Below are 25,157 nucleotides of genomic sequence, written 5' to 3' on the forward strand. Positions count from 1 at the left end.
TCGGGTCAGGTCCGCACGAGCGGGCAGTTGCCCTCGCTGAGGGGCCGGAAGGCCTCCTCGGCGCCGACGCTGCCGACCAGACGGTAGTAGTCCCAGGCGCCCTTGCTCTCGCCAGGCGCCTTCACCTCGAAGAGATGGGCCGGGTGGATCTTCCGCCCGTCTTCCCGCAGCTTGCCGGGGCCGAAGCAGTCATCATCGGTCGGCATCGCCTTCATGCGCTGCACGACCTCGAGGCCGCTCGCCTTGGCCCTCTCCAGGCCGAGATCGGCCACCGCCTTCAGATAGTGCAGCACGCCGGAATAGGTGCCGGCATGCTCCTGGTTCGGGGTGTTGGTCGGCGTCTTCGGCTTGACCCGCGCATTGAACGCGCGGGTGCGGTCGTTCAGGTCCCAGTAAAAGGTCTCGCAGACCGTCAGCCCTTGCGCCGTCTCGAGGCCCATGGCGTGGATGTCGGTGATGAACATCGGCGTCCCAACCAGCCGGGCGCGACGCGTCACGCCGAATTCACGCGCCTGCTTGATGCAGTTGATCATGTCGGCGCCGGCCATCAGCAGCCCCACCACCTTGGCCCGGCTGGACTGCGCCTGCACGAGGAAGGAGGAGAAATCCGAAGTGCCCGGGAAGGGGAAGCGCGCGGCGCCCATCACCCGGCCGCCGGCGGCGCCGACGAAGCGCGTCAGGTCCCGTTCCATCTGGTGGCCGAAGGCGTAGTCGGCGGTAATGAAGTACCAGCTGTCGCCGCCGCTCTTCACCGTCGCCTGGCCGACGGAGTTCGCCAGCATCCAGGTATCGGCCGTCCAGTGGACGGTGTTGGCCGAGCAGCGCTCCCCGGTGATGACGGCGCTCAGGGCACCGCTGTTCATCTGGACCTTGTTCTTCTCCTGCACTAGCCCGGCCAGGGCGAGCGCGATGGCGGAGTGGTTCACCTCGCAGATCATGTCCACGCCGCGCTGGTCGATCCATTGCCGGGCGGTGGCCATGGCGACGTCCGGCTTGTTCTGATGGTCGCCCTGCAGGATCTCGACCTGGATGCCGCGGGCGGCGAGGCCGGAATCCTCGACGGCCTGCTGCGTGCAGGCGACGGAGGTGGGGCCGGAGGTGTCGCGGTAGGAGCCCGAAAAATCGGCCAGCACGCCGATGCGGATGGGCTGGCCGGCGCCCTGGGCCTGCGCTCCGCCGGTGGTGGCCAGCGTGGCGCCGAGGCCGGCCAGCAGCCGCCGGCGGTCGAATTGGATCATGATCGTTTCCTCCTGATTGGCCGTCAGGCTGCCGCCGGTCCTGCCGATTGGCAACCGCCGCCCAGGATGGCCTTCCCCCCGGCCCAGCGGAGGCGTAACCCTGGGGCGACCGAACCGACCAGGAGCCCCGCACCGATGGCCCTCCGCTGCGACCTCATCATCCGCGACGCCACCCTCTTCGACGGCACCGGCGGGCCGCGCCGGGTGGGCGATGTCGGCGTCACCGGGGAGCGGATCGTGGCGGTCGGCGACCTCGGCGGCGCCAGCGCCGACCGCGAGGTGATCGCCACCGGCCGCGCTGTCGCGCCGGGCTTCATCGACGCGCATACGCATGACGACCGCGCCGTGCTCTGCGGGCCCTCCTGCCTGCACTGCAAGTCGAGCCAGGGCGTCACCACCGTCGTCGTCGGTAATTGCGGCGTCTCCCTCGCGCCGCTGCGGATCACGGGGGACCGGCCACCGCCGCCGCTCGACCTGGTGGGCGAGAGCGGCCTCGCCTTCGACAGCTTCGGCGAATATGCGCAGGCGCTGAAGAAGACCCCGGCGGCGGTGAACACCTATGCGCTCGTCGGCCACCAGACGCTGCGCTACCGCGTCATGGGCGAGGATCTCTACCGGCCGGCGCGGGACGCCGAGATCGCCAGGATGCGGCAGATGGTCGCCGAGGCGCTGGCGGAGGGCGCCTCCGGCTTCTCCACCGGCCTCTGGTACAAGCCCAACATGCATGCGACGACCGAGGAAGTGATCGCCGTCGCCGAGCCGCTGCGCGCCGCGGGAGGCATGTACTTCACCCATATGCGCGACGAGGCCGACCGCGTCTGCGCCTCGATCGAGGAGACGCTGAAGATCGGTAAGAAGGTCGGCGTGCCGGTCTGGATCAGCCACCACAAGTGTTCGATGCCGGAGAATTACGGCCGCAGCGTGCAGACGCTGGCGCTGCTCGAGGCCAGCGCCTCGCTGCAGGAAGTCGCCTACGACATGTACCCCTACCCGGCCGGGTCCACCGTGCTGATGCCCGACCGGCTGCGCGACGACGTGCGGGTGATCATCACCTGGTCGGTGCCGCATCCGGAATTCGCCGGCAAGGACCTCGCCGAGGTCGCCCGCAACTGGAACATGGACCAGCGCGCCGCAGCGGAGAAGCTGAGCCCGGCCGGCGCCATCACCTTCCAGATGGACGAGGAGGATGTCCGCCGGATCATGGCGCACCCGATGTCGGTCATCGGCTCGGACGGCATCCCGCATGATGACCATCCGCACCCCCGCCTTTGGGGCACCTTCCCCCGCGTGCTCGGCTTCTACTCGCGCCAGCTCGGCCTGCTCGACATGGAGACGGCCATCCACAAGATGACCGGGCGCACCGCCTCGCTCTTCGGCATGGTGGACCGCGGCGTGCTCAAGCCGGGGGCCTATGCGGACCTCGTGCTGTTCGACCCGCACAAGGTCATCGACCGCGCGACCTTCGAGAACCCGAAGCAGGAATCGGAGGGGATCGAGGAGGTTTGGACCAACGGCGTCCCGACCTTCCGCGCCGGCACCGGCCTCACCGGCGAGACGCCCGGCCGACTGGTGCGCCGCCACCGCGCATGAGCGAGACGGAGGCGACGGCTGGAGCGCTGCCGGTGCAGCGGAGCACACTGCTGCGGGCGGCGCTGCTCGGCGGCGCAATCCTCGCCATGGTCGCGGCGGCCGCCTGGCTTGGCGGGCAGGAGGAGGCGGCCTCGCCGATCGAGCGCTTCCAGCGGCTCGGCCCGGCTGGGGCGGCGGCGGCGCTGAAGGCGGAGCTGGTGCGGGACTTTCCGCCCGGCACGCCGGTGACGCCGCTGGTCCAACGGCTGCAAGGGCTCGGACTCAACTGCACGCAGCGGGTGGGGTGGGACTGCGCCCTTGCCTTCCGCGCGGAAGGCCAGCGGAGCGTGCTGCTGCGCGCCACGGTGGCGGTTGCCGGCGAGCGCATCCTCAACATCGAGACAGCGGCGGAAAGCCGCAGCTAGAGGGGCAGGACATGGCCACGGCCGCGGACCGGATCGTCGACTTTCTCGCCGTGCAGGGCATCGACCGCGCCTTCTGCGTGCCCGGTGAGAGCTACATCGCCCTGCTCGACGCGCTGCATGGCTCGGCGATCGACCTCGTCACCTGCCGGAGCGAGGGCGGGGCGGGCTTCATGGCGGTGGCCGATGCGAAGCTCACCGGGCGGCCGGGGGTGGTGCTGGTCTCGCGGGGCCCCGGGGCCTGCAACGCCTCCATCGCCGTGCATACGGCGGAGCAGGATGCGGTGCCGCTGATCCTGCTGATCGGCCAGGTGGAGCGGCGGGACCTGCGGCGGAACGCCTTCCAGGAGATCGATTACGCCAACATGTTCCGCGGCATCGCCAAATGGGTCGGCGAGGCGACGGAGGCGGAGCAGGTGCCGGAGCTGATCGCCCGCGCCTATGCGATGGCGATGGGCGGCGTGCCGGGGCCGGTGGTGCTCGCCCTGCCGGAGGATGTGTTGGCGACGGACTGCGCCGCGCCGCCGCTGCCGGCGACCCTGCCGGGGGCCGTGCCCCCCTCCCCGGCCGATGCGGCCCGGCTGGCGGCGCTGCTGCGCGGGGCGGAGCGGCCGATCCTGCTGGCCGGGCATGGCTTCGAGGGGGCGGGCGGGCGCGAGGCGCTGCTGGCCTTCGCCGAGGCCTGGCAGTTGCCCGTTGCCGTCTCCTTCCGGCGGCAGGACCTCTTCCCCAACCGGCATCCGCTCTATGCGGGCGATCTCGGCCTCCGCAACCCGGATGCGCAGCGGGCGGCCTTCGCCGAGGCCGATCTCGTGCTGGCACTCGGTACGCGGTTGACCGACATCACCACCCAGGGTTGGTCCTGGCCTGCGCCGGGCCAGCGGCTGGTGCATGTCTGCGCCGACCCCCGCTTCCTCGGCTGGCTCTTCCCGGCCGAGATGGCGATCGCGGCCGATGCGTGTGCGACCGTCGCGGCGCTCGCGGGCGAGGCGCCCGGCGCACCGGCCGGGCGTGGCGCCTGGACGGCGCAGCTGCACGACCTGCACCTCTCCGACTGCCAGGTGGCGTCGCGCGAGTGGCCGGATGGCGTCGCCTTCGCCGAGGTGGCCAAGCTGATCGAGCGGGCGGCGCCGGCCGATGCCATCGTCGCCCTCGATGCCGGCACCTTCGGCGCCCCTTTCTACCGCAAGGTCGGCTGGACGCCGCCGCAGCGGCTGCTGGCTCCCGTCTCCGGGGCCATGGGCTTCGGCGTGCCGGCGGCCGTTGCCGCCGCGCTGCGCCACCCGGAGCGGCGGGTGATCGGCCTCGTCGGGGATGGCGGGGCGCTGATGACGGGGGGCGAGTTCGCCGTCGCCGTGGCGCGCGGGGCGCCGATGACGCTGATCCTCTCCGACAATGGCAGCTATGCCAGCATCCGCATCCACCAGGAGCGGGCGCATCCCGGCCGGGTCTCCGGCACCGGCCTGGTCAACCCGGATTTCGCCGCCTGGTGCGCTGCCTTCCGGGTGCCGGTGACGGTGGTGGAGGGCCAGGGGAACCTGCCGGCGCTGGAGGCGGCGCTGCGGGAGCCAGGGCCATCGGCGGTGATGGTGCGGACCTCGCTGGAGGCGGTGCTGCCCCGTCGGTAGCCGCGTCCATCCGCTGCCAGTCGCCGGCGGCCTCGCGGGCGGCGACCTCCTCGGCCAGCAGGGTGAGCACCAGCGCCGTGGCGCGGGAAGGCGCGCGGTCGGTCGGCAGGGCGAGGACCACCTGCCGGCGCGGCACCGGCCGGACCAGCGGGGCGGAGCGGAGGCGGCCGGCCGCTTCTTCCTCGCGGATGGCCGAACGGGGCAGCACCGCCTCGCCGATGCCGCTCACCACAAGCTCCTTCAGCACGCCGAAGCTGTCCGCCTCGACGGCGACGTCGAGGGCGATGCGGGCGCGGCCGGCGGCGGCCTCGACGATGCGGCGGAGGCCGTGCTGGCGGCTCGGCATCACCAGCCGCCGGCCGGCGAGCGCGGCGAAGGGCACGGGCTCCGGCCCGATGCCGCTGCCGGCGGCACCGACCAGCACCATCTCCTCGATCAGCAGCGGCGTCACACGGAGGTGCAGCGCCGGTGCCGGGCCATAGAGGAGGGTCGCATCGGTGACGCCACGCTGCACCCATTCGACCAGATGGCCGGTATAACCCTCGACGATGCGGAGCGAGAGGCCGGGATGCTCGAGCGCCACCCGCCTCGCCAGCGGCCCGGCGAGGACGGTGGCGATGGTCGGCATCATCCCGAGCGCCACCTGCCCGGCGACGGCACCGCCGAGGCTGCGGACCTCGTCGATGGCGCGCTCCAGCTGGCGCACCGGGCCGTCGATGCGCTCCAGCAGCGCCATGCCCGCCTCGGTGAGCTGCATCCCCCGCCCGTGCCGGGCGAAGAGCGGCAAACCGACCTCCGCCTCCAGCAGTCGGATTTGGCGGGAAAGTGCCGGTTGGGCCAGGTGCAGCCGGTCCGCGGCGCGGCTGAGCGAGCCGGAATCGGCGACCTCGCGGAAGGTGCGGAGCTGCTTCAGGTCCATCCGGACAACTTATAGCGCCCGGTTATGGCTGCCATCGCTGAATTCGAATTACCTGAAGCCTCAGCGGACCCCATCTTCCCCTCGGCTTGCCAAGGGCCCGGACCACGCCCTAATCCCGAAGCCCGGAGGAACACGCCATGGATCAGTCGCTGCCGATCGCCGACCCGCATGCCGAGATCCGCGAGGAGGTGGCGAAGCTCTGCGCCCGCTTCCCTGGCGAGTACTGGCGCCAAGTGGACCGTGACCGCGCCTATCCGACCGAATTCGTGAAGGCGCTGACCGAGGCCGGCTATCTCGGCGCGCTGATCCCTGAGGAATATGGTGGGGCCGGCCTGCCGCTCTCCGCCGCCGCGGCGATCCTCGAGGAGATCCACCGCTCCGGCGGCAATGCCGGCGCCTGCCACGCGCAGATGTACATCATGGGCACCATCCTCAAGCATGGCAGCCCGGAGCAGAAGCAGCGCTACCTGCCGGGCATCGCCTCCGGCGAGCTGCGGCTGCAGGCCTTCGGCGTGACCGAGCCGACGAGCGGGACGGACACCACCGCGCTCCGCACCTTCGCCAAGCGGGAAGGCGACAAGTACATCGTTAACGGCCAGAAGATCTGGACCAGCCGCGCCGAGCATTCCGACCTGATGCTGCTGCTGGCCCGCACCACGCCGCGGGGCGAGGTGGCGAAGAAGACCGATGGGCTGTCCACCTTCATCGTCGACATGAAGGCCGCGCTCGGCAACGGCCTCACCATCCGCCCGATCCGCACCATGATGAACCACAACACCACCGAGGTTTTCTTCGACAACATGGTGGTGCCGGCGGAGAACCTGGTCGGCATCGAAGGCAAGGGCTTCCGCTACATCCTCGACGGGATGAATGCCGAGCGGCTGCTGATCTCCTCCGAGAGCATCGGCGATGCCAAGTGGTTCATCCACAAGGCCGTCGAGTACAGCAAGGAGCGGGTGCTGTTCGGCCGGCCGATCGGGCAGAACCAGGGCGTCCAGTTCCCGATCGCCAAGGCCTACGCCCAGATGCGCGCCGCCGAGGCGCTGCTGCGCCAGGGCCTCGCCAAATTCGAGCGCGGCGAGCCCTGCGGCGAGGAGGCCAACATGGGCAAGATGCTCGCCGCCGATGCCGCCTGGGCGGCGGGCGAGGCCTGCATCCAGACCCATGGCGGCTTCGGCTTCGCCGAGGAATACGACGTGGAGCGGAAGTACCGCGAGGCGCGGCTCTACCAGGTAGCGCCGATCAGCACGAACCTGGTGCTGAGCTATGTCGGCGAGCACGTCCTCGGGATGCCGCGCAGCTACTGACGCCGAACATCCGGTGCGCGGCGTCATTGCCTGGCTGACCGGGGCGACGGGGAGTGCGACGTCGCCGGCCTGGCGCGTCCCGGTCACCAGCCTCATCGCCGCGGCCGCCGCCCTGCTGATGGAATGAAGGAGGAACCGGATGCCAGGATCGAAGCCGCTCGAAGGCCTGCTCGTCGTCTCGATGGAACAGGCCGTCGCCGCGCCCTATTGCGCCTCCCGCCTGGCCGATGCGGGGGCGCGGGTGATCAAGATCGAGCGGCCGGAGGGCGATTTCGCCCGGGCCTATGACGCCGCGGCCCAGGGCCTCTCCACCTACTTCGTTTGGCTGAACCGGGGGAAGGAGAGCCTCTGCCTCGACATCAAGGCACCCGACGACAAGGCGCTGCTGGAACGGCTGGTGGCGCGGGCGGATGTCTTCATCCAGAACCTGGCGCCGGGGGCGATGGCCCGCGCCGGCTTCGGCTCGGCGGCGCTGCGCGAGCGGCATCCGCGGCTCATCACCGTCGACATCTCCGGCTACGGGGAAGAGGGCGAATACGCCAAGATGAAGGCCTATGACCTGCTGGTGCAGGCCGAATCGGGCCTCGCCAGCATCACCGGCCGGGCCGAGGGGCCTGGGCGCGTCGGCGTCTCGGCCTGCGACATCGCCTGCGGGATGCATGCCCATGCGGCGGTGCTGGAGGCGCTTATCGAGCGCGGCATCACCGGCCGGGGCAAGGGCATCGCCGTCAGCCTCTTCGATGGCATGGCCGACTGGATGACGGTGCCGCTGCTGCAATACGAGGGGACGGGGCGGAACCCGCCGCGGATCGGCCTCGCCCATCCCTCCATCTGCCCTTATGGCGCCTTCGAGACGGCGGGCGGGGTGCCGGTACTCATCTCCATCCAGAACGAGCGGGAATGGGCCAATTTCTGCACCCATTTCCTGGAGGAGCCGGAACTGCCCCAGCGCGAGGGCTTCCGCAGCAACAACGAGCGGGTGGCACACCGGCCGATGGTGGACGCCTATATCGCCCGGACCTTCGCCACGCTCGACCGCGCTACCTGCGCGGAGAAGCTTCAGCGCGCCAGCATCGCCTTCGGCTTCGTCAATGATTGCGAGGGGCTCAGGACCCATCCGGCCTTCCGCCGGGTCACGGTGGAGACCGAGGCAGGGCCGATCGGCATCGGTGCTCCCCCGGCCCGGCTGTCGGACGGAGCGCGGAGCCTCGGCCCGGTGCCGTCGCTCGGCCAGCACAGCGCAGCCATCCGGGCGGAATTCGCCGCATGAGGAGCCATGCGGCCATTGCGATGCTGCACTGCAAAAAAGCGCTTGCATCGGGGCCGCGCCGGACCTAGATTGTGCATCGCAGCAACACGGCGTTGCCGGGTTGTTGTCTTTCTTGGACGTTTCCTCCCTAAACTCGGCGGTGGCGCAAGCCACCGCCCTTTTTTTGTCCGCGGCCCGGCAGGGTCAGCCAAGGAAGCGCCAATCCGTCGCGGCGAGGCCGGCGATCAGCCGGGTGATGTCGGCCTGAAGCACCGCCATGCGGGGCAGGCGCTCGATCCGCGCCTCATCCATGTAGAGCGGCCGGGCGACCTCGATCTGCAGGGCATGCACGCCGTCGCGCGGGCGGCCATAATGGCGGGTGACGTAGCCGCCGGCATAGGGGTCGTTCCGCCGCACCCGGTAGCCCATTCCGGCCAGCGCCTCCTCCACCAGCCGCGTCGCGCGCGGGGCGCAGGCGGTGCCATGGGCATCACCGAGGACGAAATCGGGCGGGTTCGCCGCCTGGGCCGGGTGGGTCGGCATGGAGTGGCAGTCGATCAGCAGGCAGGTGCCGAACTCGGCCCGTGTCTCGGCGATCAGCGCCGCCAGGGCCGCGTGGTAGGGCTGCCAGTAGCGGCGGATGCGGTCCTCCGCCTCGGCGAAGGACAGCTGGCGGCGATAGACCGCCTCCCCCGTCGCCACCACGCGGGCGATGGTGCCAAGCCCGGCGCCGACGCGTGGCGAGGCGGTGTTCACCCAAGGGGGTAGCGGGCCGTCGAACATGCCTGGGTCGAGCTCCCAGGGCTCGCGGTTCACGTCGCAGAAGACGCGGGGGAAGGTTGCGGCCAGCAGGGGCATGCCCTCGGCTGGGGCGGCGCCGAAAAGCTCATCGACGAAACCGTCCTCCGACTTGCGGAGCGCCACCGGGTCGAGCCGCGCGGCGGCGACGAAATCCGCCGGATAGGCCCGGCCGGAATGAGGCGAGGCGAAGATGACCGGGACGCGATGCGTAGCGGGGCGGATCAGGCCGTAGGGCGGCGGCTCATCCTGGAGCGGCGGCGGCCCGGCATCCGGGGTCAGGGGAAGGTCCATCGGGGCCGATCAAGCCATAGCTGCGGAGAAGTGTCATCATCGGCCGCGGGATGGCTTGCCGTGACGGCAACGCCACGCTAGATAGCCGCACCGCAGGCATGGGCGCATAGCTCAGCGGTAGAGCACTACCTTGACACGGTAGGGGTCACAGGTTCAATCCCTGTTGCGCCCACCATGCCTTTTCCCTTTTGTAAATCAGTGGGTTGGATGGGGCGGCGCCGCAGCACCGCCCCGCCCCCCTCACGGCTTCTCGTTGGAGAAGACGACCGTGCCGCTGGCGCTGAACATGCCGCCTACGCCGTGGCAGACCGAGATCTTTGCGCCTTCCACCTGCGCCGGCGCCGTGCCGCGCATCTGCCGGATGCTCTCCTGCAGGGCAAACATGCCGTACATGCCAGTATGGGTGTAGGACAGGCCGCCTCCATTGGTGTTGAGCGGCAGCTTGCCCCCCGGCCGCGTGTTGCCCTCGCGGATGAAGCCCGCCGCCTCGCCCGGCTTGCAGAAGCCGAGATCCTCCAGCCCGTAGAGCGGCAGATGGGCGAAGGCGTCGTAGATCATCATGTGATCCACCGCCGAGCGGTCGATGCCGGCCGCCTCGATCGCCGTCGGCCCGGCCACGCGGAAGGCAGAGGAAGAGGTGAAGTCCTTCATCTGCGAGACCATGTTGGTCTCGACCGATTCGCCGGTGCCGAGGATGTAGACCGGCTTGGTCGGGAAGTCCTTCGCCCGGTCGGCGCTGGTCAGGATCAGCGCGCCGCCGCCATCCGTCACCAGGCAGCACTGCAGGATGCGGAAGGGGTAGGCGATCATCCGACTGTTCAGCACGTCGTCGACCGTGATCGGGTCGCGGAACATGGCCCGCGGATTCTTGCCCGCCCATTCCCGCTGGACCACGGCGACCATCGCCAGGTCCTCATGGCTGACGCCGCGCTCCTTCATGTAGCGGAGCACGGGGATCGGGAAGAGCGTCGGCGGGCCGAAGGGACCATAGGGCACCTCGAACTGGCCGTTCAGGCTCTCCGGCTCCGGCGGGCGGGGCGTCGCGTTGATGCGCGACTTGCCGCTCTCGCCATGGGTGATGAGGATAGTCTTGGCATAGCCGGCATGGATGGCCGCCGCCGCATGCCGCACATGCAGCATGAAGGAACAACCGCCCACCCCGGTGCCGTCCACCCATTTCGGCGTGATGCCGAGGTAGTGGGCGATCTGCTGCGGCATCATCGGGCCGACGCAGGCGACGCCGTCGATGTCGCCCGGCTTCAGCCCCGTCTCCGCCATGGCGTTCAGCGCGGCATCGGCATGCAGCATGATCTGCGACATGCCCGGCACGGCGCCGATCTTGGTCGATTCCGCGGCGCCGACGACGGCGATCTCTCCGGGACGGATCATCACTTGCTCTCCTTCGCGGGGCGGAAGAGGGGCAGCGTGACCTCCTCGTCGAGCGGGGTGAAGGCGACTTCCATCGGCATGTCGAGCTGGAGCGCCTCCGGCGTCTGCTCGCAATCCACGACGTTGGTCATCAGCCGCGGCCCTTCCTCGAGTTCCACCACCGCGATCGCGTAGGGCGGGGTGAAGCCGGGGACGGGGCGGTGGTGGATGACGTAGCTGTGGAGCTTCGCCCGGCCCGAGGCCTCGAACACCTCCACGTTCCGCGTGCCGGTATAGGGGCTAAAGGGGCGCGGCGGGAAATAGGCCTTGCCCGTGTCGCCGCAGCGCTGCAGCAGCAGCTTGCCCTGCTTGCAGCCATCCCAGAAATGCTGGGTTTCGGGTGTTGGTTTCGGCTTCGGCCGACCCGGTGCGAGCATGCGCCATTCCTCCCTTTCGATGGTGGCGGCGCACCCTGCCACGCTACAGGGCGGTCGCCCAGGCCTCCGGGATCAGCGCGTGGCCGGTGCCGTGCCGGACCAGATGCAGGAAGCCGGGGAAATGCATGTGCATCCCGGCCACCGCCAGCCCCTCGCTCGCCACCATGTCGAAGACGCGGCGCCGCGTCGCCTCGGCCTGCGCCGGATCGATGTCGAAGGCCATGGTCACCTCCGGCCGCGGCACCTGGATCTCGGGCACATGAATGATGTCGCCCCAGATCAGCAGGCTTTCGCCCCCCGAGGCCAGCAGGTAGCCGCTATGCCCCGGGGTGTGGCCCGGGAAAGGCATGGCGGTGACGCCGGGGAAGACCTCGCCGCCGCTGAACAGCTTCAGCCGGTCCCGGTAAGGGGCCGACTGGTCGCGGCAGGCCTGGAAGTTGCGCTCGCGGCTGGCCTCGTCGGCCCCCGCCATGGCCGCGCCGTCATGCCAGAAGCGGTGCTCGGCCTCATGCATCGCCAGCTCCGCCCGGGGAAAGAGCGGCAGGCCATTGGCCGAGAGCCCGTTCGAATGGTCGGGATGCATATGGGTGAGGAAGACCGTGTCGATCTCGCCCGGATCCACGCCGGCCGCCGCCAGGTTGCGGAACAGCTTGCCCGCGCTCGCCGCCATCGCCGTGCCGCAGCCGGTATCGACCAGCGCCGTTCGCCCGCCGGAGCGGATGAGGAAGGTGTTCACCGCCGTCCGCCGCGGCACCGGGCGGAAGGCCTCGCGCAGCATCCGCGCGGCCTCCTCCGGAGCGATGTTCTGGATGACGGCCATGGAGCCATCGAGATGCCCGTCACCAATGGCGGTGAGGGTGATGTCGCCGACCCGGCGGTGATAGACAGCCGGGACCTGTTCGGTCGGTAACATGGCCTGCGCTCCTCCAGTTCTTGGGTGCAGGCTATCGCCGCCGCCGCGCCGGCGCTACGCCCGGCGGATCTGCTCCAGGAACTCGCCGGCCCGGGCGTGGAGCGTGCCGGCATGACCGCCCAGCCCATCCGCCGCGCCGAGCAGGCTGGCCGAGGATTCGCCCGTCTCCCGCGCCGCGCGCTGCACGTCCTGGATGCGCCGGGCGACATCCGCCGTGCCGGAGGCCACCTGCCCGGCGCTGCGGGCGATCTCCTGCGTGGCGCTCCCCTGCTCCTCCACGGCGGCGGCGATCGCCGCCGTGACCTCGTTGATCCGCTCGATGATGCCGCCGATCGAGCGCAGTGCCGTGACCGCCTTGCCGGTCGCCGCCTGGATGCCGCCGACCTGGCTGGCGATCTCCTCCGTCGCCTTTGCCGTCTGGCCGGCGAGTTGCTTCACCTCGCTCGCCACCACGGCGAAGCCCTTGCCGGTCTCGCCCGCCCGCGCCGCCTCGATGGTGGCGTTCAGCGCCAGCAGGTTGGTCTGGCCGGCGATGTCGCCGATCAGCCGCACTACATCGCCGATGCGCTGCGCCGCCTGGGCGAGGCCCTGCACCGTCTCATCCGTCGCCCGCGCCTCGGCCGCGGCGTCGCGCGCGACGGCGGCGCCATCGGCTACCTGGCGGCTGATCTCGGCGACGCTCGCCGCCAGCTGCTCCGCGCTGGCGGCGACGGACTGCACGTCGGCGCCGGCCTGCTGCCCGGCCTCGGCCACCGCATCAGCCTCCCGCCCGCTGGTCTCGGAGGCGCTGGACAGGGCACGAGCCGCCTCCTGCATCTGCGCCGCGGCGGCCGAGACCGCACCGACCACACCGCCGATCTCCGCCTCGAACCGGTCGGCAAGCCGCGCCTGGGCCGTTACCAGCGACCAGACGAGCATGGCGTTGACGTACTGGCCCTTGCCATCGCGGATCGCGCTGACGCTGAGATCGAGCACCTCGTCGCCCAGCCGGATGCGCGCCTTGTGCGGCAGGCGGCTCGGGTCGCTGAGGAGGGCACGCTGGTGCTGCGGGTTGCGGTGCAGGATGTCGATGCTCTGGCCTGGCATCTCCTCCACCGGGCAGGGCAACCATTGGCCAATGCGGCGGAACAGCACCTGGGTCGCCGGGTTCATGTAGCCCATGCGGAAGTCGTCCCGCGGGTCGGCGGTCATCACCGCGATCGGCAGCTGTTCCAGCATCTGCTGCTGGGCGAAGGCGCGCTGCACCGTGCCGCGCAGCCCCTCCAGCGCGTTGGCGATGCCGCCGATCTCGTCGCGCCGCCCGCGGTCCGGCACCTCGAACGCCGCATCGCCGGCGGCGATGGCGCGCACCGCCCCGGCCAGCCGCTGCAGCGGGGCGCCGATGATCCGTGCGCTGGCCCAGCCGGAGAGGGCGAGCAGCAGCGCCACCGCCGAGCCGATCCAGAGCGCGTTGCGCTCTACCCGGACCGATGCCGCCACGCTGGCCTCGCTCAGTTCTGCGGCCTCCGCCGCAAGCCGGCGCTCGGCAGCGGCCATGTGCGATTCCAGCGCATCGCGGATGGGGTTGCCGCGCTGGATGCGGAGGGCGGCGATGGATTCGACCAGCCGCACTACCTCGACCGAGGACCGGCTGGCCGCCTGTGCCAGTTCCGCCAGACGCATCAGGGGCACGCGGGCATTGCCTTCGGGCACAAGGGCGGCGAGCGCCCGTTGATGCACCCCGAGCTGGGCCGCGGCCCGGCGGACGCGGCGGGCCTGGGTCTCGTCCTCGGTCGCCAGGAAGCGCTGGATGCCGAGACGGACCTCGTTCACCGCCCCATGCAGAGTGCCGAGGCGCTGGCGGGCCTCCTCCCGCAGCTCGGCGGGAACGTCGAAATCGACCATCGAGGCGGCGGCCTCGTAGGCCTGGTCGTAATCCACGCTGGCACGGGCCAGGGGGCCGTCGCGCTCGGCGATCATCTGCTGCCGCTGCGCGGCCTGCTCGGCCGCGACCGCCCGGTACTCCCCGAGCGCCAGGACCGCTTCCGCCAGCATGTCCCGGGCGGCAGCGGAGGCGCTGGCGGCATCCAGCTCCTGCCGGGCCAGACGCGCCTGCTCCTCCACCTGGGCGAGTTCCGCGGCCAGGCCATCCGGCCTCTGTGCAGTCATCAGGCCCCGGGCGGCGGTGCCGATGCGGGCGACATGCACCGCCGCCTGCTGCGCCGACCGGGCCGCAGCGATGGCGGCGCGTTCCGCCACCCCTTGCTCGTGAGCGAGGCCGAGATCCCGGCGCATCAGCCCGACCATGCCGACCAGCAGCAGGACGGCGAGGATGGCGCTGGCGGCGAATTTGCGGCCGACCGAAAGGTCACGGAACAGGCGCATCGGTGCATCTCCTTGTGCGCGGAGCATGCTCCCCAAGGTTTAAGGAGCGGCAAACGCCCCACTCGACAGGCCCGCCGCCCGGCGTCACCTTCCGCCCTCGCCGCGACGAAGGATGCGCCCCCGATGCTGTTCGATTTCGAGACGCTTGCCCCGCAGGACTGCTACAAGCTGATCGTCTCCTCCGTGGTGCCACGGCCGATCGCTTGGGTCGTCACCCAGGATGCGGCCGGGGTGACCAATGCGGCGCCCTACTCCTTCTTCAACGCCTTCTCCTCCAACCCGGTGGTGGTCGGCATCGGCTGCGGGCCGAAGGCGCCGGGCGCACCGAAGGACACCTGCGCCAACATCAAGGCGACCGGCGAATTCGTCGTCTGCCTGGTGCCGGAGCAGGCGGTGCATGAAATGAACGCGACGGCGGTGGACTTCCCGGCCGGGGTGGATGAGATCGCCGAAGCCGGCCTCACCCGCCTCGCCTCCGCCAAGGTGAAGCCGCCGCGCATCGCCGAGAGCCCGGTGGCGCTGGAATGCGTCACCTACCAGTTGGTCCCGGCCGGGGAGCACACCATCGTGCTCGGCCGTGTCGTCGCCGTGCACATCCAGGACGATTGCGTGCTCGACCCAACGAAGTTCTACGTCGACACGCCGAGGCTGAACCTGCTTGGCCGCATGCATGGCCGTGGCTGGTATGCCCGCACCACGGACCGGATCGAGGTGCCGCGCCTTACCGTCGCCGAATGGGAGGCGAAGAAGGCCGCCAAGTAGTCGCCGATGGGCCGCGCTCCGCTCTGGGCGCTGCTCGCCCTGCCGCTCGCTGCCCTGGTCGCCGCGCCGCTGCTGGCCGTGCTGGCCGCGGCGGCGGGGCCGCTGGGCGCGGCCTCGCGGTACATCGTCGGCACCACCCTGCCGGAGATGCTGGGCAACTCCGCCCTGCTGGCGCTCGGCGTCGCGGCGATCACCGCCCTGGTCGGGACGGTCACGGCCTGGCTCGTCACCGCCTGCCGCTTCCCCGGGCGCCGGGTACTGGAGGTGGCGCTGCTGCTGCCGATGGCGATGCCGGCCTATGTCTGCGGCTATGCCTATACCTGGCTGCTCGATGTCGCCGGGCCGGTGCAGACGGCGTTCCGCGGCGCGACCGGGCTGCGCTGGGGGCAGTACTGGTTCCCCGAGATCCGCAGCCTGGCCGGCGCGGCGCTGATGCTCGGGCTGGTGCTCTACCCTTACGTCTACCTGCTCTGCCGCAGCGCCTTTGCGCAGCAGAGCCTCGGGTTGGTCGAGGCGGCGCGGACGCTCGGGCAGTCGCTGACGGGGTGCTTCTTCCGCCTCGCCCTGCCCATGGCGCGGCCGGCCATCGCCGGGGGCGTGGCGCTGGCGCTGATGGAGACGCTGGCGGATTTTGGCACGGTGCAGCATTTCGGCATCCGCACCTTCACTACCGGCGTCTACGAGGCCTGGTTCAGCCTGGGCGACCGGGGCGCGGCCAGCCAGCTCGCCGCCTGCCTGATGGGGCTGGCGGCCATGCTGCTGGTCTTTGAGCAGGCGAGCCGCGGCGGCCGGCGCTTCCATGCGACGACGGCACGGGAGGCGCCGTTGCGGCCGGCGCCGCTGCGGGGCTGGCGGGCGGCGGCGGCCTGCCTCGCCTGCGCGCTGCCGGTGGCGCTCGGCTTCCTGGTGCCGGCGGGGACGCTGCTGACGCTGCTGCTGCAGGTCGGCGATCCGCTCTCGCCCGAGCGCTTCCTGCCCTTCGCCCGCAACAGCGTGACGTTGGCGGGACTCGCGGGGCTGCTGGCCGTCCTGCTGGCGGCGCTGCTCGGCTGGGCGGCCCGGCTGCATCCGCGACCGGCACAGCGGGCGGCGCTTCGCGTCGCGGGGCTCGGCTATGCGCTGCCAGGCTCGGTGATCGCGGTCGGCACGCTGGTGCCGCTCGGTCTCTTCGACAATGCGCTCGATGGGTGGATGCGGGCGCGCTTCGGCCTCTCGACCGGGCTGCTGCTGTCGGGCGGCATCGCGGCGCTGGTCTTCGCCTATCTGGTGCGCTTCCTGGCCGTCGCGCTCTCGGCGGTGGAGGCGGGGCTGGCGGGGCTGCGGCCGAGCCTGCGCGAGGCGGCGCGCAGCCTTGGCGCCGGGCCGGCCGCTTCGGTGCTCCGGGTGGAATTGCCGCTCGCCCGTGGCAGCCTGCTCACCGCAGGCCTCCTCGTCTTCGTCGACACGATGAAGGAGTTGCCGGCGACGCTCATCATCCGCCCCTTCGACTTCGACACACTGGCCGTCCGCGTCCACAACCTCGCCGCCGATGAGCGGCTGGCGGAGGCCAGCACCTCGGCCCTGTTGATTGTCGCGGCGGGGCTGCTGCCGGTCCTGGCACTTACCCGGGCCTCACGCCCTCGCTGAGGCGGCTCGCGATCCTCACCGGCGAGATGTGTTGACGTAGCAGTCGCAATCATGGTTTCCACCCTCAACCGAATCGCTCCGGCGGCGGCTGGCCATCGATAGATCGAAACTCCCCGCCGCCTTGCGCCCGTCTACACGTTGAAGTTGTACTCAGCTCCCGGACTCGCGCATATCGCGATGCGCGGTTGTCCTGTCACGATCGGTGGTTCGACCCAGATGCCCAACCTGGCCGCATTCTTCGATACCGACTCGCTGGCGCCCCATGGCGTTTGTCTGCTGTGGCGGCCGGAGCTGCTTTGGTTGCACATCGTCTCGGACGCGCTGATCGGCCTCGCCTACTGGTCAATCCCAGTGGTGCTCCTCGTCATCGCGCTGCGCCGGCGGGACCTTGTCTTCCCCTGGGCCTTCGAGCTGTTTGCGCTCTTCATCCTGGCCTGCGGGGCGACGCACTTCCTGTCGATCTGGACCCTTTGGTACCCGGATTACGGCCTCCAGGGCGCGCTGAAGGCCGTGACGGCGGCGGTTTCGGTGGTCACTGCCATTGCACTCTGGCCGCTGCTGCCACGGGTGCTGGCCTTGCCCTCCGCCAGGGAACTGGCCGATGCCAATGCGGCCCTGTCGCGCGAGATCGCCGAGCGGCGCGAGGCCGAGAGCCGGGCGCGGCAGAGCGAGGCGCGGCTCGCCGGCTTCTTCGAACACATGTCGGATGCACTCTTCGTGGTCCGGATGGAGCGGGGCGGCTTCGTCTTCGAGACGGTAAACCCGAGTTTCTGCCGCCTCTTCGACCGGTCGCGCGAAACCGTGGAGGGCAGCGGCCCGGCGGCGCTGCTGGAGGCCGCGCCGGCCGCCGAACTGGACCAGGCCTTCCAGGCCTGCCTCGCCAGCGGCGCGCCGCGCGACTGGGAGAGCGCCGTGACCGGCGCCGAGGGCATGCGGCACTGGCACACCGTGCTGGCCCCGCTGCCGGTACTCGACGGCCAGCCGCGCCGCCTGCTCGGTAGCCTACGCGATGTGACCGAGCTGCGCCGGCTCCAGGCCGACCTGGTGGAAGCGGCGCGGCGGGCCACCATCGGCGCCATGTGCGCCGGCGTCGCGCACGAGATGAGCCAGCCGGTCAACATCATCAGCCTTTGGGCCGATCGCGCCCGCACCGCGCTCGAAGCCGCCACCCTGCCGCAGCGGGCGATTGAGGTGATCCTCGGCCAGACCCGCCGCCTCGGCGTCCTGCTGGAACGGATGCGGGAGCTGGCCCGCGACGCCCCGGGCGCGGCCGAGACCTTCGACGCCGCCGAGGCCGCCGCCGCCGCGGTGGAGGTCGCTCGCCGCTCCTGGGCGCTCGACCGCATCGAAGTCACGATCGATGCGCCGGAGCCGGCCCCGGTGCTCGGCCGCTCCGCGCAATTCGAGCAGGCGCTGCTGCACCTGCTGGAGAACGCGCGCGACGCGGTGCTGCGCCGCCGGCGGCAGGAGCCGGATGCGGCGGCGCAGATCCATGTCACCCTGCGCAGCGGGCCGCAGCAGGGACAGCTCACGCTCGCGGTGCAGGATACCGGCGGCGGGGTCTCGGCCGCGCTTGGCCCGCGCATCCTGGAGCCCTTCGTCACCAGCAAGGATCCAGGCGAGGGCACCGGTCTCGGCCTGCCCATCGCCGCCGGCATCCTGCGCGGCATGGGTGGCCGTCTCGCCTGGCTCAACCGTGGGGCGGGGGCGGTGTTCCAGGTCGCCCTGCCGCTGGCGCAGGACCGGCCTGCATGACCCCCGCCCCGCTCCGCGTGCTGATGGCCGAGGACGAGCAGCTCGCCGCCGAAGTGTTGGAGGAGGGGCTGCTCGATGCCGGCTTCGAGGTGCTGACCGCACCGGACGGCGAAGCGGCGTTGGAGATCGCCCGCACCGGCACGCGCTTCGACGTGCTGCTGACCGACCTCCGCATGCCCCGGCTCGATGGACGGGAGCTGATCGCCCGGCTGCGTGCCGGGCGGCCGGAGCTGCCGGTGGTGGTGATGACCGGCTATCCGCCGAATGGCGGCAAGACCGAGTTGCATGACGGCTCCGCCCCGCTCGAGTTGCTGACCAAGCCGATCGAGCTGACTCGGCTGGTGGACGCCATCCGTCAGGTTGCGAAGCGCGACTGACCTTTCGGTTTCGTTGCAATGGCTTGCCTGGCGGGTCCTGCGGCCAATCTCCCTGCGGCAGCAGCGGGGAGATCGGCGTGGCGGGATCGAAGGGGACACGACCGGGCAAGGCCCTGGCACTGGCGCTGCTCGCCCTGCTGCCGGGCTGCGGCGCGCTGGCGCCGCGACCGGCCGGGATCGACCAGCGCCTGGCCACCTTGCCGCGGGAAGGGCTCGGCCTGGCAGGCCCCGTCACCATCCGCTGGAACGAGCACCTCGTGCCCTGGATAGAGGCCGGGTCGGATGCCGACCTCGCCTATGCGCTCGGCCTGGTGCACGGGCATCTGCGCGGCGGGCAGATCGCCCTCCTGCGGATGGTGGCGCGTGGGCGCCTGTCGGAGATGGCGGGGCCGCTGGCGCGGGACTACGACCACGCGATCCGCATCCTCGGCTTCGACCGCGCGGCGCCGGAGATCGAGCGGCGCTGGCCGGCGGAGACGCGGGCCTTCATGACCGCCTTCCTCGCCGGGCTGAACAAGGCGGCGCTGGAGGGGCCGCGTCCGCCGGAATTCGGCCTGCTCGGGCTGCGGCGGGAGGCCTTCACCACCACCGACCTGCTGGCGATCGGCCGGCTGGCGGGGACGGATGTGAACTGGTTCTCCTATTTCTCGCTGCTGGCCGAGCGGGGGAAGCCGGGCTTCGCCGCGGCCTGGCGGCGGACGCTGGAGGCGGGGGCCAACCTCACCCCACCCTCGCCGCGCGAGGCCAACCTGCCGGGGCTGCTGGCCGGCCTCTCCCGCGCGGGCAGCAATGCGGTGGCGGTCGCGCCCACGCATAGCGCCTCGGGGGCGGCGATGCTGGCCTCCGACCCGCATCTCGGCCTGTCGCTCCCCAATCTCTGGCTGCTGGTGGGGATGCGTTCGCCCTCCTTCCATGCCGTCGGGATGATGGTGCCGGGGGTGCCGATCATCGGCCTCGGCCGCAATCCGGAGGTGGCCTGGGGCGGGACCAATCTGCGCGCCGCCTCCTCCGACCTGTTCGACGTCTCGCACCTGCCGCAGGAGGCCTTCACCGAGAGCGAGACGACCATCCGCCAGCGCTTCTGGCTCGGCGCGACCCGCCGGGTGCGCATGACGCCGCTCGGGCCGGTGCTGACCGATGCGCGCGTGGTGCCGGGCCGGCCGGGCGAGACGCTCGCACTGCGCTGGGCGGGGCAGGAGCCGGCGGATGAGATCACCAGCCTGCTGCGCGCTGCCCGCGCCCGGAGCGGCGCCGAGTTCCGGGCAAGCTTCGACAGCTTCGCCGTCTCGCCGCAGAACTTCCTCTATGCCGACCGGGCCGGGACCATCGGGCGGCTGACGGCGGCCATCCTGCCGGCGCGGCGCGGCTTCCCCGCCGCGGGCCCGGTGCTCGACGGGACCGATCCGGCGTCGACCGGCCCCTGGTCGCACCTGCTGCATGCCGGGGACTTGCCGGCGCTGGAGAACCCGCCGGAGGGCGTGCTCGCCTCGGCCAACGAGAATCCGAACCTTTGGGCCAAGGAGCCGCCGCCGCTCGGCTATTTCTTCAGCGACGGCGACCGCGTGGCGCGGCTGCGGGCGCTGCTGCTGGCCCGGCCGAAGCTGCGGCCGGAGGACCTCGCCGCCCTGCAGCGCGACACCCTGGCGCCGAAGGCCGCGGTGCTGGCGGCCGGGCTATTGGCGCGGTTCGACGCCCTGCCGGGCGGGGCGCCGGACTTCCTCGGCCCTTTGCGTGGCTGGGATGGCGATTATGCTGCCGGGAGCCGCGCCGCGCTGGTCTTCGAGCTGGTGCTCGCCCGGCTGCTGCCGGGCCTGCTGCCGGAGGGCAGCAACGGGCGCGGGCCGGAGACGGGGTGGAATTTCGTCACCACCTTCCTGCTGCGCGACCTCGACGCCCTGCCGGAGCCGCGCCGCGCCGCGCTGCTGCGCCAGGCAGCGGCCGAGGCGGCGCCGCTCGCCGCGCGCTACCGCGTCTGGGGCGATGTCCATCAGCTCCGCGCGGCGCACTGGCTGGTGAACCTGCCGGTGCTCGGCCGCGCCTTCGTGCTGGGGGAGATGCCGGCCGGCGGCTCGCGCGAGACGCCGATGAAGACCGGGCACGGCCTCGTCACCGGCCCGCATGAGGTGAGCTTCGGCTCCATGGCGCGCTATGTCTCGGACCTCGCCGATCTAGACTCCAATTGGTTCACCCTGTTCGGCGGGCAGGATGGCTGGCTGGGCAGCGCCGCCTTCGCCGACCAGATTCCGCTCTGGCGCGAGGGCCGCAGCATCCGCCTGCCGCTGCGGCCGGAGACGGTCGCCGCCGAATTCCCACGCGTGACGGTGCTGCGGCCGTGAAGGTGCCCTTCGATGGGACGCCGCTGCTGCGGGCGACCTCGGCGCTGCGCATCGCGCGGGTGCAGCGGATGGATCCGGTCGCCATTCAGGAACGCCTGCTGGCGCGCCTGCTGCGCCGGGCGGAGGGGACGCGGTTCGGCAAGGCGCATGGTTTCGCCGGTATCCGCGGCGTGGCGGAGTACCAGGCGCGGGTGCCGCTCCGCCGCTACGAGGAGTTCTGGCGCGACTGGTGGCAGGCCGCCTATCCGGTGCTAGTCGATGTCACCTGGCCGGGGCGGGTGCCCTATTTCGCGCTGTCCTCCGGCACCACCTCGGGGACGACGAAATACATTCCCGTCACCGCGCCGATGATGCGTGGCAACCGGCGGGCGGCGCTCGACGTGCTGGCCTGGCACCTGCACCACCACCGGCGCAGCGCGATCTTCGGCGGGCCGTCCTTCATGCTCGGCGGCTCGACGGCGCTGGAGCGGATGGCGCCGGGCGTGCGGCAGGGCGACCTTTCGGGCATCGCCGCGGCGGAGGTGCCAGCCTTGCTGCGCGGCTGGAGCTTCCCGCCGGCGCAGATCGCTCTGCTTCCCGACTGGGACCGCAAGCTGGCGGCGCTGGCCGAGGCGACGCCGGCGGCGGCAATCCGCGTCCTCTCCGGCACACCGAGCTGGCTGCTGGTGCTGCTGCAACGCCTGGCGGAGCGGCACGGCAGCCCGCCCCTGCCGGGGCTGGAGCTGCTGGTGCATGGCGGCGTCGCCTGGGCACCCTACCGCGACCGGCTGCGGCCCTTCCTGCCTGCCCGCTGCGCAACGCGGGAGGTCTATCCGGCGAGCGAAGGCTTCGTCGCGCTGTCCGACCGCGGCGATGGCGAGGGCATGCGGCTCACCCTCGATGCCGGCGTGTTCTGGGAATTCGTCCCGCTGAATGAGCTGCATGCGCCGAGCCCGACGCGGCATTGGGTGGCGACCGTCGAGACGGGCATCGACTATGCCGTGGTCGTCACCTCCTGCGCCGGGCTCTGGTCCTATGTGCTCGGGGACACGGTTCGCTTCGTCGAACGCGCGCCGCCGCGGCTGCTGGTCACCGGGCGCACCTCCTACAGCCTCTCGGCCTTCGGGGAGCATCTGAGCGGGGAGGAGATCGAAGCGGCACTGCTCGGTGCCGCCGGGGCGCTTGGCGTGACGGTCGCCGACTATACGGTAGGGCCGGTCTTCCTCGGCGCGCTGGGCGCGCATCGCTGGCTGGTGGAGCCGGAGGCGGCGGCCGCGCCCGAGTTGGCGGAGCGGCTCGCCCTCGCGGTCGATGCCGGGCTGACCGCGGCGAACGAGGATTATGCCGCGCATCGCCGCGGCGGGCAGATGGCGGTGCCGGAGGTGGTGCTGCTGCCGCCGGGTGCCTTCGCCAGGTGGATGCGGGCGCAGGGCAAGCTCGGCGGGCAGCACAAGGTGCCGCGGGTGCTGGCAGACCCCGAGCGGTTCGCGGCCGCCGAGGCGGGGCTGCGAGGGGGTTAGGGCAGCTCCCCTGCCCCGGCCTTCCGCTGCAGCAGCTCGAGCAGCAGCGCGTCGCGCTGGCGGAGCATCTCCGCTTGGTCGCGCCCGGCCAGCGCCGCGGCGACGCCCTCGGCCACCTTCGCGCCGAGCGCCGGGTCGACCGAGACCTGGCCAAGATCGCGCCACACCTCCTCCGTCGCCTGCCAGAGCGGTCTCTCGAACAGCGCGTCGATGCCGCCCGGCCCGCCCGAGAGATGCAGGTTGAGGAAAGGGCCGAGCAACGCCCAGCGCAGCCCAGGGCCATGCGCGATGGCGGCATCGATATCCGCCACGCTGGCGACGCCGGCCTGCACGAGGTGGAAGGCCTCCTGCCACAGCGCCGCTTGCAGCCGGTTGGCGACATGGCCGCGTACCTCGCGCCGCAGATGGATCGGGTGCTTGCCAACGGCGCGGTAGAAGCCGAGTGCCCGCTCCACCGCCCCGGCCGAGGTCGCCGCGCCCCCGGTGACTTCGACCAGCGGGATGAGGTGCGGCGGGTTGAAGGGATGGCCCAGCACCACCCGCTCCGGATGGTGCGTGCAGGCATCCTGAAATTCACTGACGGTGATGGTGGAGGAGCTGGTGGCGAGGATGGCATCAGGCGGCGCCGCAGCATCGAGGGCGGTGAAAAGCTCCCGCTTCAGCGCCAGCCGCTCCGGCCCGTTCTCCTGGACGAAATCCGCCGCCTCCACCGCCGCCTCCGGCGTGGCATAGAAGCGCAGCCGCTCGGGCGAGGCGCCGGGGGCAAGGCCCATCGCCTCCATCGCCGGCCATTGCCGGGCGATGGTGGCCCGCAGCGCAGCCTCGGCGCCGGGCGCCGGGTCGCTCGCGGTGACGTCGAGGCTGCGGGCGAGGAAGCAGGTGGCCCAGCTCGCCCCGATCACGCCGGTGCCGATGACGGCGGCGCGGCGGATGGACGTCTCGCTCACGAGGACGGCCCCGCCACCTTCGCGCCGCGCTTGCCGACGAAATCAGCCAGCCGCGCCGCCGCCTCCGGCCCGGTCTGGGCCAGCGCGGCCATCATGCTCTCGACGAAGAGCCCATCCTCCTCGCTCATGTCCTGGATGCGCGGCAGCGCCTGCAGCACGCCGAGCACGGTGAGCGGCGCCATCTCGACGACCTTGGCAGCGAGTTCCGATGCCTTCCCCGGTGCTTTCTCCGCATCGACCAGGTACTGGACGAGGTTCGCCCGCTCCGCTTCTGCAGCGGAGAGCACGCGGCCGGTCAGCATCAGGTCCATCATCCGCGCCGTGCCGAGCAGGCGGGCGACATGCACCGAGGCGCCGCCGCCGACATAGATGCCGCGGCTGCCCTCCGGCAGGGCGAAGAACGCCGTGGCATCGGCGATGCGCAGGTGGCAGGCCGCGGCGAGCTCGAGCCCGCCGCCGACCGTCGCACCATGCAGCGCGGCGATGGCCGGGACCGGCCCGCGGCGGATCAGCGAGAAGGCGGCATGCCAGGCGCGGGAATTGCGGAAGACCTCGGGCGCCTCGCGCGCCCGGTGCTCGGCGAGGTCGAGCCCGGCGCAGAAGCAGGGGCCATGGCCGAAGAGCACCATCGCCCGAGCTTCGCCCTGGGCCCGGCGCACGGCGGCTTCGATCGCCTGGAGCACCGCGTCGTTGATGGCATTGCGCTTCTGCGGGCGGTTCAGCCCGATCCAGGCGGTGCGGTCGCGGAGCTCATAGGTGATGTCGGTCATGCGACCCTGCCTCCGGAAGGACTCTTGTACCGATTATTAAGGTGCATAATAATCCCCTCAAGGGGGGAAAGCGTCTCAGCGATGCAGGAGCTTCCGCAGCAGCGTCACGAATTGGCTACGCTCGGCCGGGGTGAGGCCGGCGGCAAATTGGGCGTCGGTCTCCCGTTGGATGCGGTCCATCTCGCGCCACGCGCGGCTGCCGGCCGCGGTCGGGTGCAGCAGGCTGGCCCGAAGCTCCGCCTGGTCGGCCTCGCGCCGCACCAGCCCGGCCGAGACCAGCCCGTTCACCAGCACCGCGACATTGGAGGGCTTCACCCGCAGCTCTTCGGCGATGGCGCCCGGGCGGATGCCGGGATTGGCGACGATCAGCGCAAAGACCGAGAAGCCCGCCGGCGTCACCCCGAGCCCGGCGAAATTGCGGTGGAATTCGTCGAAGGCCCGGAGCTGGGCGAGGCGGACGAGGAAGGCCGGGCTCTCTGCCAGGGGCGAGACGATTGCATTCTCCCGAAGCGGGGCGACCTCGGGCTCGGGGGCGGGCTTCGGCATGATTCCGGTCTATCGTGGAAGCCCTGTCGCCGT

At 71.5% G+C, this 25,157-nt stretch carries 20 protein-coding genes, 1 tRNA gene and 1 pseudogene; 12 read left to right on the top strand and 10 right to left on the bottom strand.

The genetic code is table 11. The annotated features are described in order from the left end of the window. Nucleotides 1-5: 5 nt before the first annotated feature. Nucleotides 6-1,238 (bottom strand): ABC transporter substrate-binding protein, encoded by a 1,233-nt coding sequence (locus JMJ56_RS17155; protein WP_202832997.1) that lies wholly within the window; start codon nucleotides 1,236-1,238, stop codon nucleotides 6-8. Between the two features lie 135 nt (nucleotides 1,239-1,373). Between JMJ56_RS17155 and JMJ56_RS17160 the strand changes: the two genes are divergently transcribed. From JMJ56_RS17160 to JMJ56_RS33900, 3 genes are read left to right on the top strand one after another with little or no spacing between them, the layout of a single operon-like run. Then, nucleotides 1,374-2,828 carry an N-acyl-D-amino-acid deacylase family protein gene (locus JMJ56_RS17160; protein WP_202832998.1) on the top strand — a complete coding sequence of 485 codons (1,455 nt, stop codon included), beginning with the start codon at nucleotides 1,374-1,376 and terminating at the stop codon, nucleotides 2,826-2,828. After that, complete coding sequence (locus tag JMJ56_RS17165) at nucleotides 2,825-3,232, top strand: hypothetical protein (RefSeq protein WP_202832999.1); 408 nt, start codon at nucleotides 2,825-2,827, stop codon at nucleotides 3,230-3,232. The genes JMJ56_RS17160 and JMJ56_RS17165 overlap by 4 nt, the downstream gene beginning before the upstream one ends. Nucleotides 3,233-3,243: 11 nt before the next feature. Next, nucleotides 3,244-4,857, top strand: coding sequence for a thiamine pyrophosphate-binding protein (locus JMJ56_RS33900; protein WP_236037847.1), 1,614 nt, complete (start codon nucleotides 3,244-3,246; stop codon nucleotides 4,855-4,857). 55 nt (nucleotides 4,858-4,912) lie between these two features. On the opposite strand, the pseudogene JMJ56_RS17170 reads toward JMJ56_RS33900, so the two are convergent. Next, nucleotides 4,913-5,776: pseudogene (locus tag JMJ56_RS17170) on the bottom strand (LysR family transcriptional regulator); the annotation flags it as partial. A 137-nt stretch (nucleotides 5,777-5,913) separates the two neighbouring features. Here JMJ56_RS17170 and JMJ56_RS17175 point away from each other — a divergent pair. Beyond that, nucleotides 5,914-7,083: an acyl-CoA dehydrogenase family protein gene (locus tag JMJ56_RS17175; RefSeq protein ID WP_043361688.1), complete on the top strand. Its 1,170-nt coding sequence runs from the start codon at nucleotides 5,914-5,916 to the stop codon at nucleotides 7,081-7,083. 139 nt (nucleotides 7,084-7,222) lie between these two features. Beyond that, nucleotides 7,223-8,353 (top strand): CaiB/BaiF CoA transferase family protein, encoded by a 1,131-nt coding sequence (locus JMJ56_RS17180; RefSeq protein WP_202833001.1) that lies wholly within the window; start codon nucleotides 7,223-7,225, stop codon nucleotides 8,351-8,353. 183 nt (nucleotides 8,354-8,536) lie between these two features. Here JMJ56_RS17180 and JMJ56_RS17185 read toward each other — a convergent pair whose 3' ends face one another. Then, entirely contained in the window at nucleotides 8,537-9,424 is an 888-nt protein-coding gene (locus JMJ56_RS17185) for an N-formylglutamate amidohydrolase (protein WP_202833002.1), read from the bottom strand. A 100-nt stretch (nucleotides 9,425-9,524) separates the two neighbouring features. Between JMJ56_RS17185 and JMJ56_RS17190 the strand changes: the two genes are divergently transcribed. Next, nucleotides 9,525-9,599, top strand: a tRNA-Val gene (locus tag JMJ56_RS17190). 65 nt (nucleotides 9,600-9,664) lie between these two features. Here JMJ56_RS17190 and JMJ56_RS17195 read toward each other — a convergent pair. Genes JMJ56_RS17195 through JMJ56_RS17210 form a run of 4 tightly spaced genes read right to left on the bottom strand, consistent with a single transcriptional unit; the run spans nucleotide 9,665 to nucleotide 14,506 of the window. Next, nucleotides 9,665-10,813 carry a thiolase C-terminal domain-containing protein gene (locus JMJ56_RS17195; RefSeq protein WP_202833003.1) on the bottom strand — a complete coding sequence of 383 codons (1,149 nt, stop codon included), beginning with the start codon at nucleotides 10,811-10,813 and terminating at the stop codon, nucleotides 9,665-9,667. Continuing rightward, on the bottom strand, nucleotides 10,813-11,229 hold the full coding sequence (locus JMJ56_RS17200; protein ID WP_202833004.1) for a Zn-ribbon domain-containing OB-fold protein: 417 nt from the start codon (nucleotides 11,227-11,229) through the stop codon (nucleotides 10,813-10,815). Before JMJ56_RS17200 ends, JMJ56_RS17195 begins: the two co-directional genes overlap by 1 nt. Nucleotides 11,230-11,272: 43 nt before the next feature. Continuing rightward, entirely contained in the window at nucleotides 11,273-12,142 is an 870-nt protein-coding gene (locus tag JMJ56_RS17205; RefSeq protein WP_202833005.1) for an MBL fold metallo-hydrolase, read from the bottom strand. Between the two features lie 54 nt (nucleotides 12,143-12,196). Continuing rightward, nucleotides 12,197-14,506 carry a methyl-accepting chemotaxis protein gene (locus JMJ56_RS17210; RefSeq protein ID WP_202833006.1) on the bottom strand — a complete coding sequence of 770 codons (2,310 nt, stop codon included), beginning with the start codon at nucleotides 14,504-14,506 and terminating at the stop codon, nucleotides 12,197-12,199. Between the two features lie 123 nt (nucleotides 14,507-14,629). Between JMJ56_RS17210 and JMJ56_RS17215 the strand changes: the two genes are divergently transcribed. From JMJ56_RS17215 to JMJ56_RS17240, 6 genes are all read left to right on the top strand, one after another. Beyond that, the gene (locus tag JMJ56_RS17215) at nucleotides 14,630-15,268 is read left to right on the top strand and encodes a flavin reductase family protein (RefSeq protein ID WP_202833007.1); all 639 of its coding nucleotides are present in this window, start codon (nucleotides 14,630-14,632) and stop codon (nucleotides 15,266-15,268) included. 6 nt (nucleotides 15,269-15,274) lie between these two features. After that, on the top strand, nucleotides 15,275-16,894 hold the full coding sequence (locus tag JMJ56_RS17220) for an ABC transporter permease (RefSeq protein ID WP_202833008.1): 1,620 nt from the start codon (nucleotides 15,275-15,277) through the stop codon (nucleotides 16,892-16,894). Between the two features lie 216 nt (nucleotides 16,895-17,110). Beyond that, on the top strand, nucleotides 17,111-18,649 hold the full coding sequence (locus JMJ56_RS17225; protein ID WP_202833009.1) for a sensor histidine kinase: 1,539 nt from the start codon (nucleotides 17,111-17,113) through the stop codon (nucleotides 18,647-18,649). Next, nucleotides 18,646-19,026: a response regulator gene (locus tag JMJ56_RS17230; RefSeq protein ID WP_202833010.1), complete on the top strand. Its 381-nt coding sequence runs from the start codon at nucleotides 18,646-18,648 to the stop codon at nucleotides 19,024-19,026. Before JMJ56_RS17225 ends, JMJ56_RS17230 begins: the two co-directional genes overlap by 4 nt. A 77-nt stretch (nucleotides 19,027-19,103) precedes the next feature. Beyond that, entirely contained in the window at nucleotides 19,104-21,362 is a 2,259-nt protein-coding gene (locus JMJ56_RS17235; protein ID WP_202833011.1) for a penicillin acylase family protein, read from the top strand. Further along, nucleotides 21,359-22,861, top strand: coding sequence for a GH3 family domain-containing protein (locus tag JMJ56_RS17240; RefSeq protein WP_202833012.1), 1,503 nt, complete (start codon nucleotides 21,359-21,361; stop codon nucleotides 22,859-22,861). The genes JMJ56_RS17235 and JMJ56_RS17240 overlap by 4 nt, the downstream gene beginning before the upstream one ends. On the opposite strand, the gene JMJ56_RS35305 is transcribed toward JMJ56_RS17240, so the two are convergent. The 3 genes from JMJ56_RS35305 to JMJ56_RS17255 form a co-directional block, all read right to left on the bottom strand. Next, complete coding sequence (locus JMJ56_RS35305; RefSeq protein ID WP_202833013.1) at nucleotides 22,858-23,808, bottom strand: 3-hydroxyacyl-CoA dehydrogenase NAD-binding domain-containing protein; 951 nt, start codon at nucleotides 23,806-23,808, stop codon at nucleotides 22,858-22,860. The genes JMJ56_RS17240 and JMJ56_RS35305 overlap by 4 nt on opposite strands. Further along, nucleotides 23,805-24,578: a crotonase/enoyl-CoA hydratase family protein gene (locus JMJ56_RS17250; protein WP_202833014.1), complete on the bottom strand. Its 774-nt coding sequence runs from the start codon at nucleotides 24,576-24,578 to the stop codon at nucleotides 23,805-23,807. The genes JMJ56_RS35305 and JMJ56_RS17250 overlap by 4 nt, the downstream gene beginning before the upstream one ends. Before the next feature lie 75 nt (nucleotides 24,579-24,653). Beyond that, complete coding sequence (locus tag JMJ56_RS17255) at nucleotides 24,654-25,124, bottom strand: MarR family winged helix-turn-helix transcriptional regulator (RefSeq protein ID WP_202833015.1); 471 nt, start codon at nucleotides 25,122-25,124, stop codon at nucleotides 24,654-24,656. Nucleotides 25,125-25,157 lie beyond the last annotated feature (33 nt).

This window comes from Belnapia arida (assembly GCF_016773205.1).
Classification (GTDB): Bacteria; Pseudomonadota; Alphaproteobacteria; order Acetobacterales; family Acetobacteraceae; genus Belnapia; species Belnapia arida.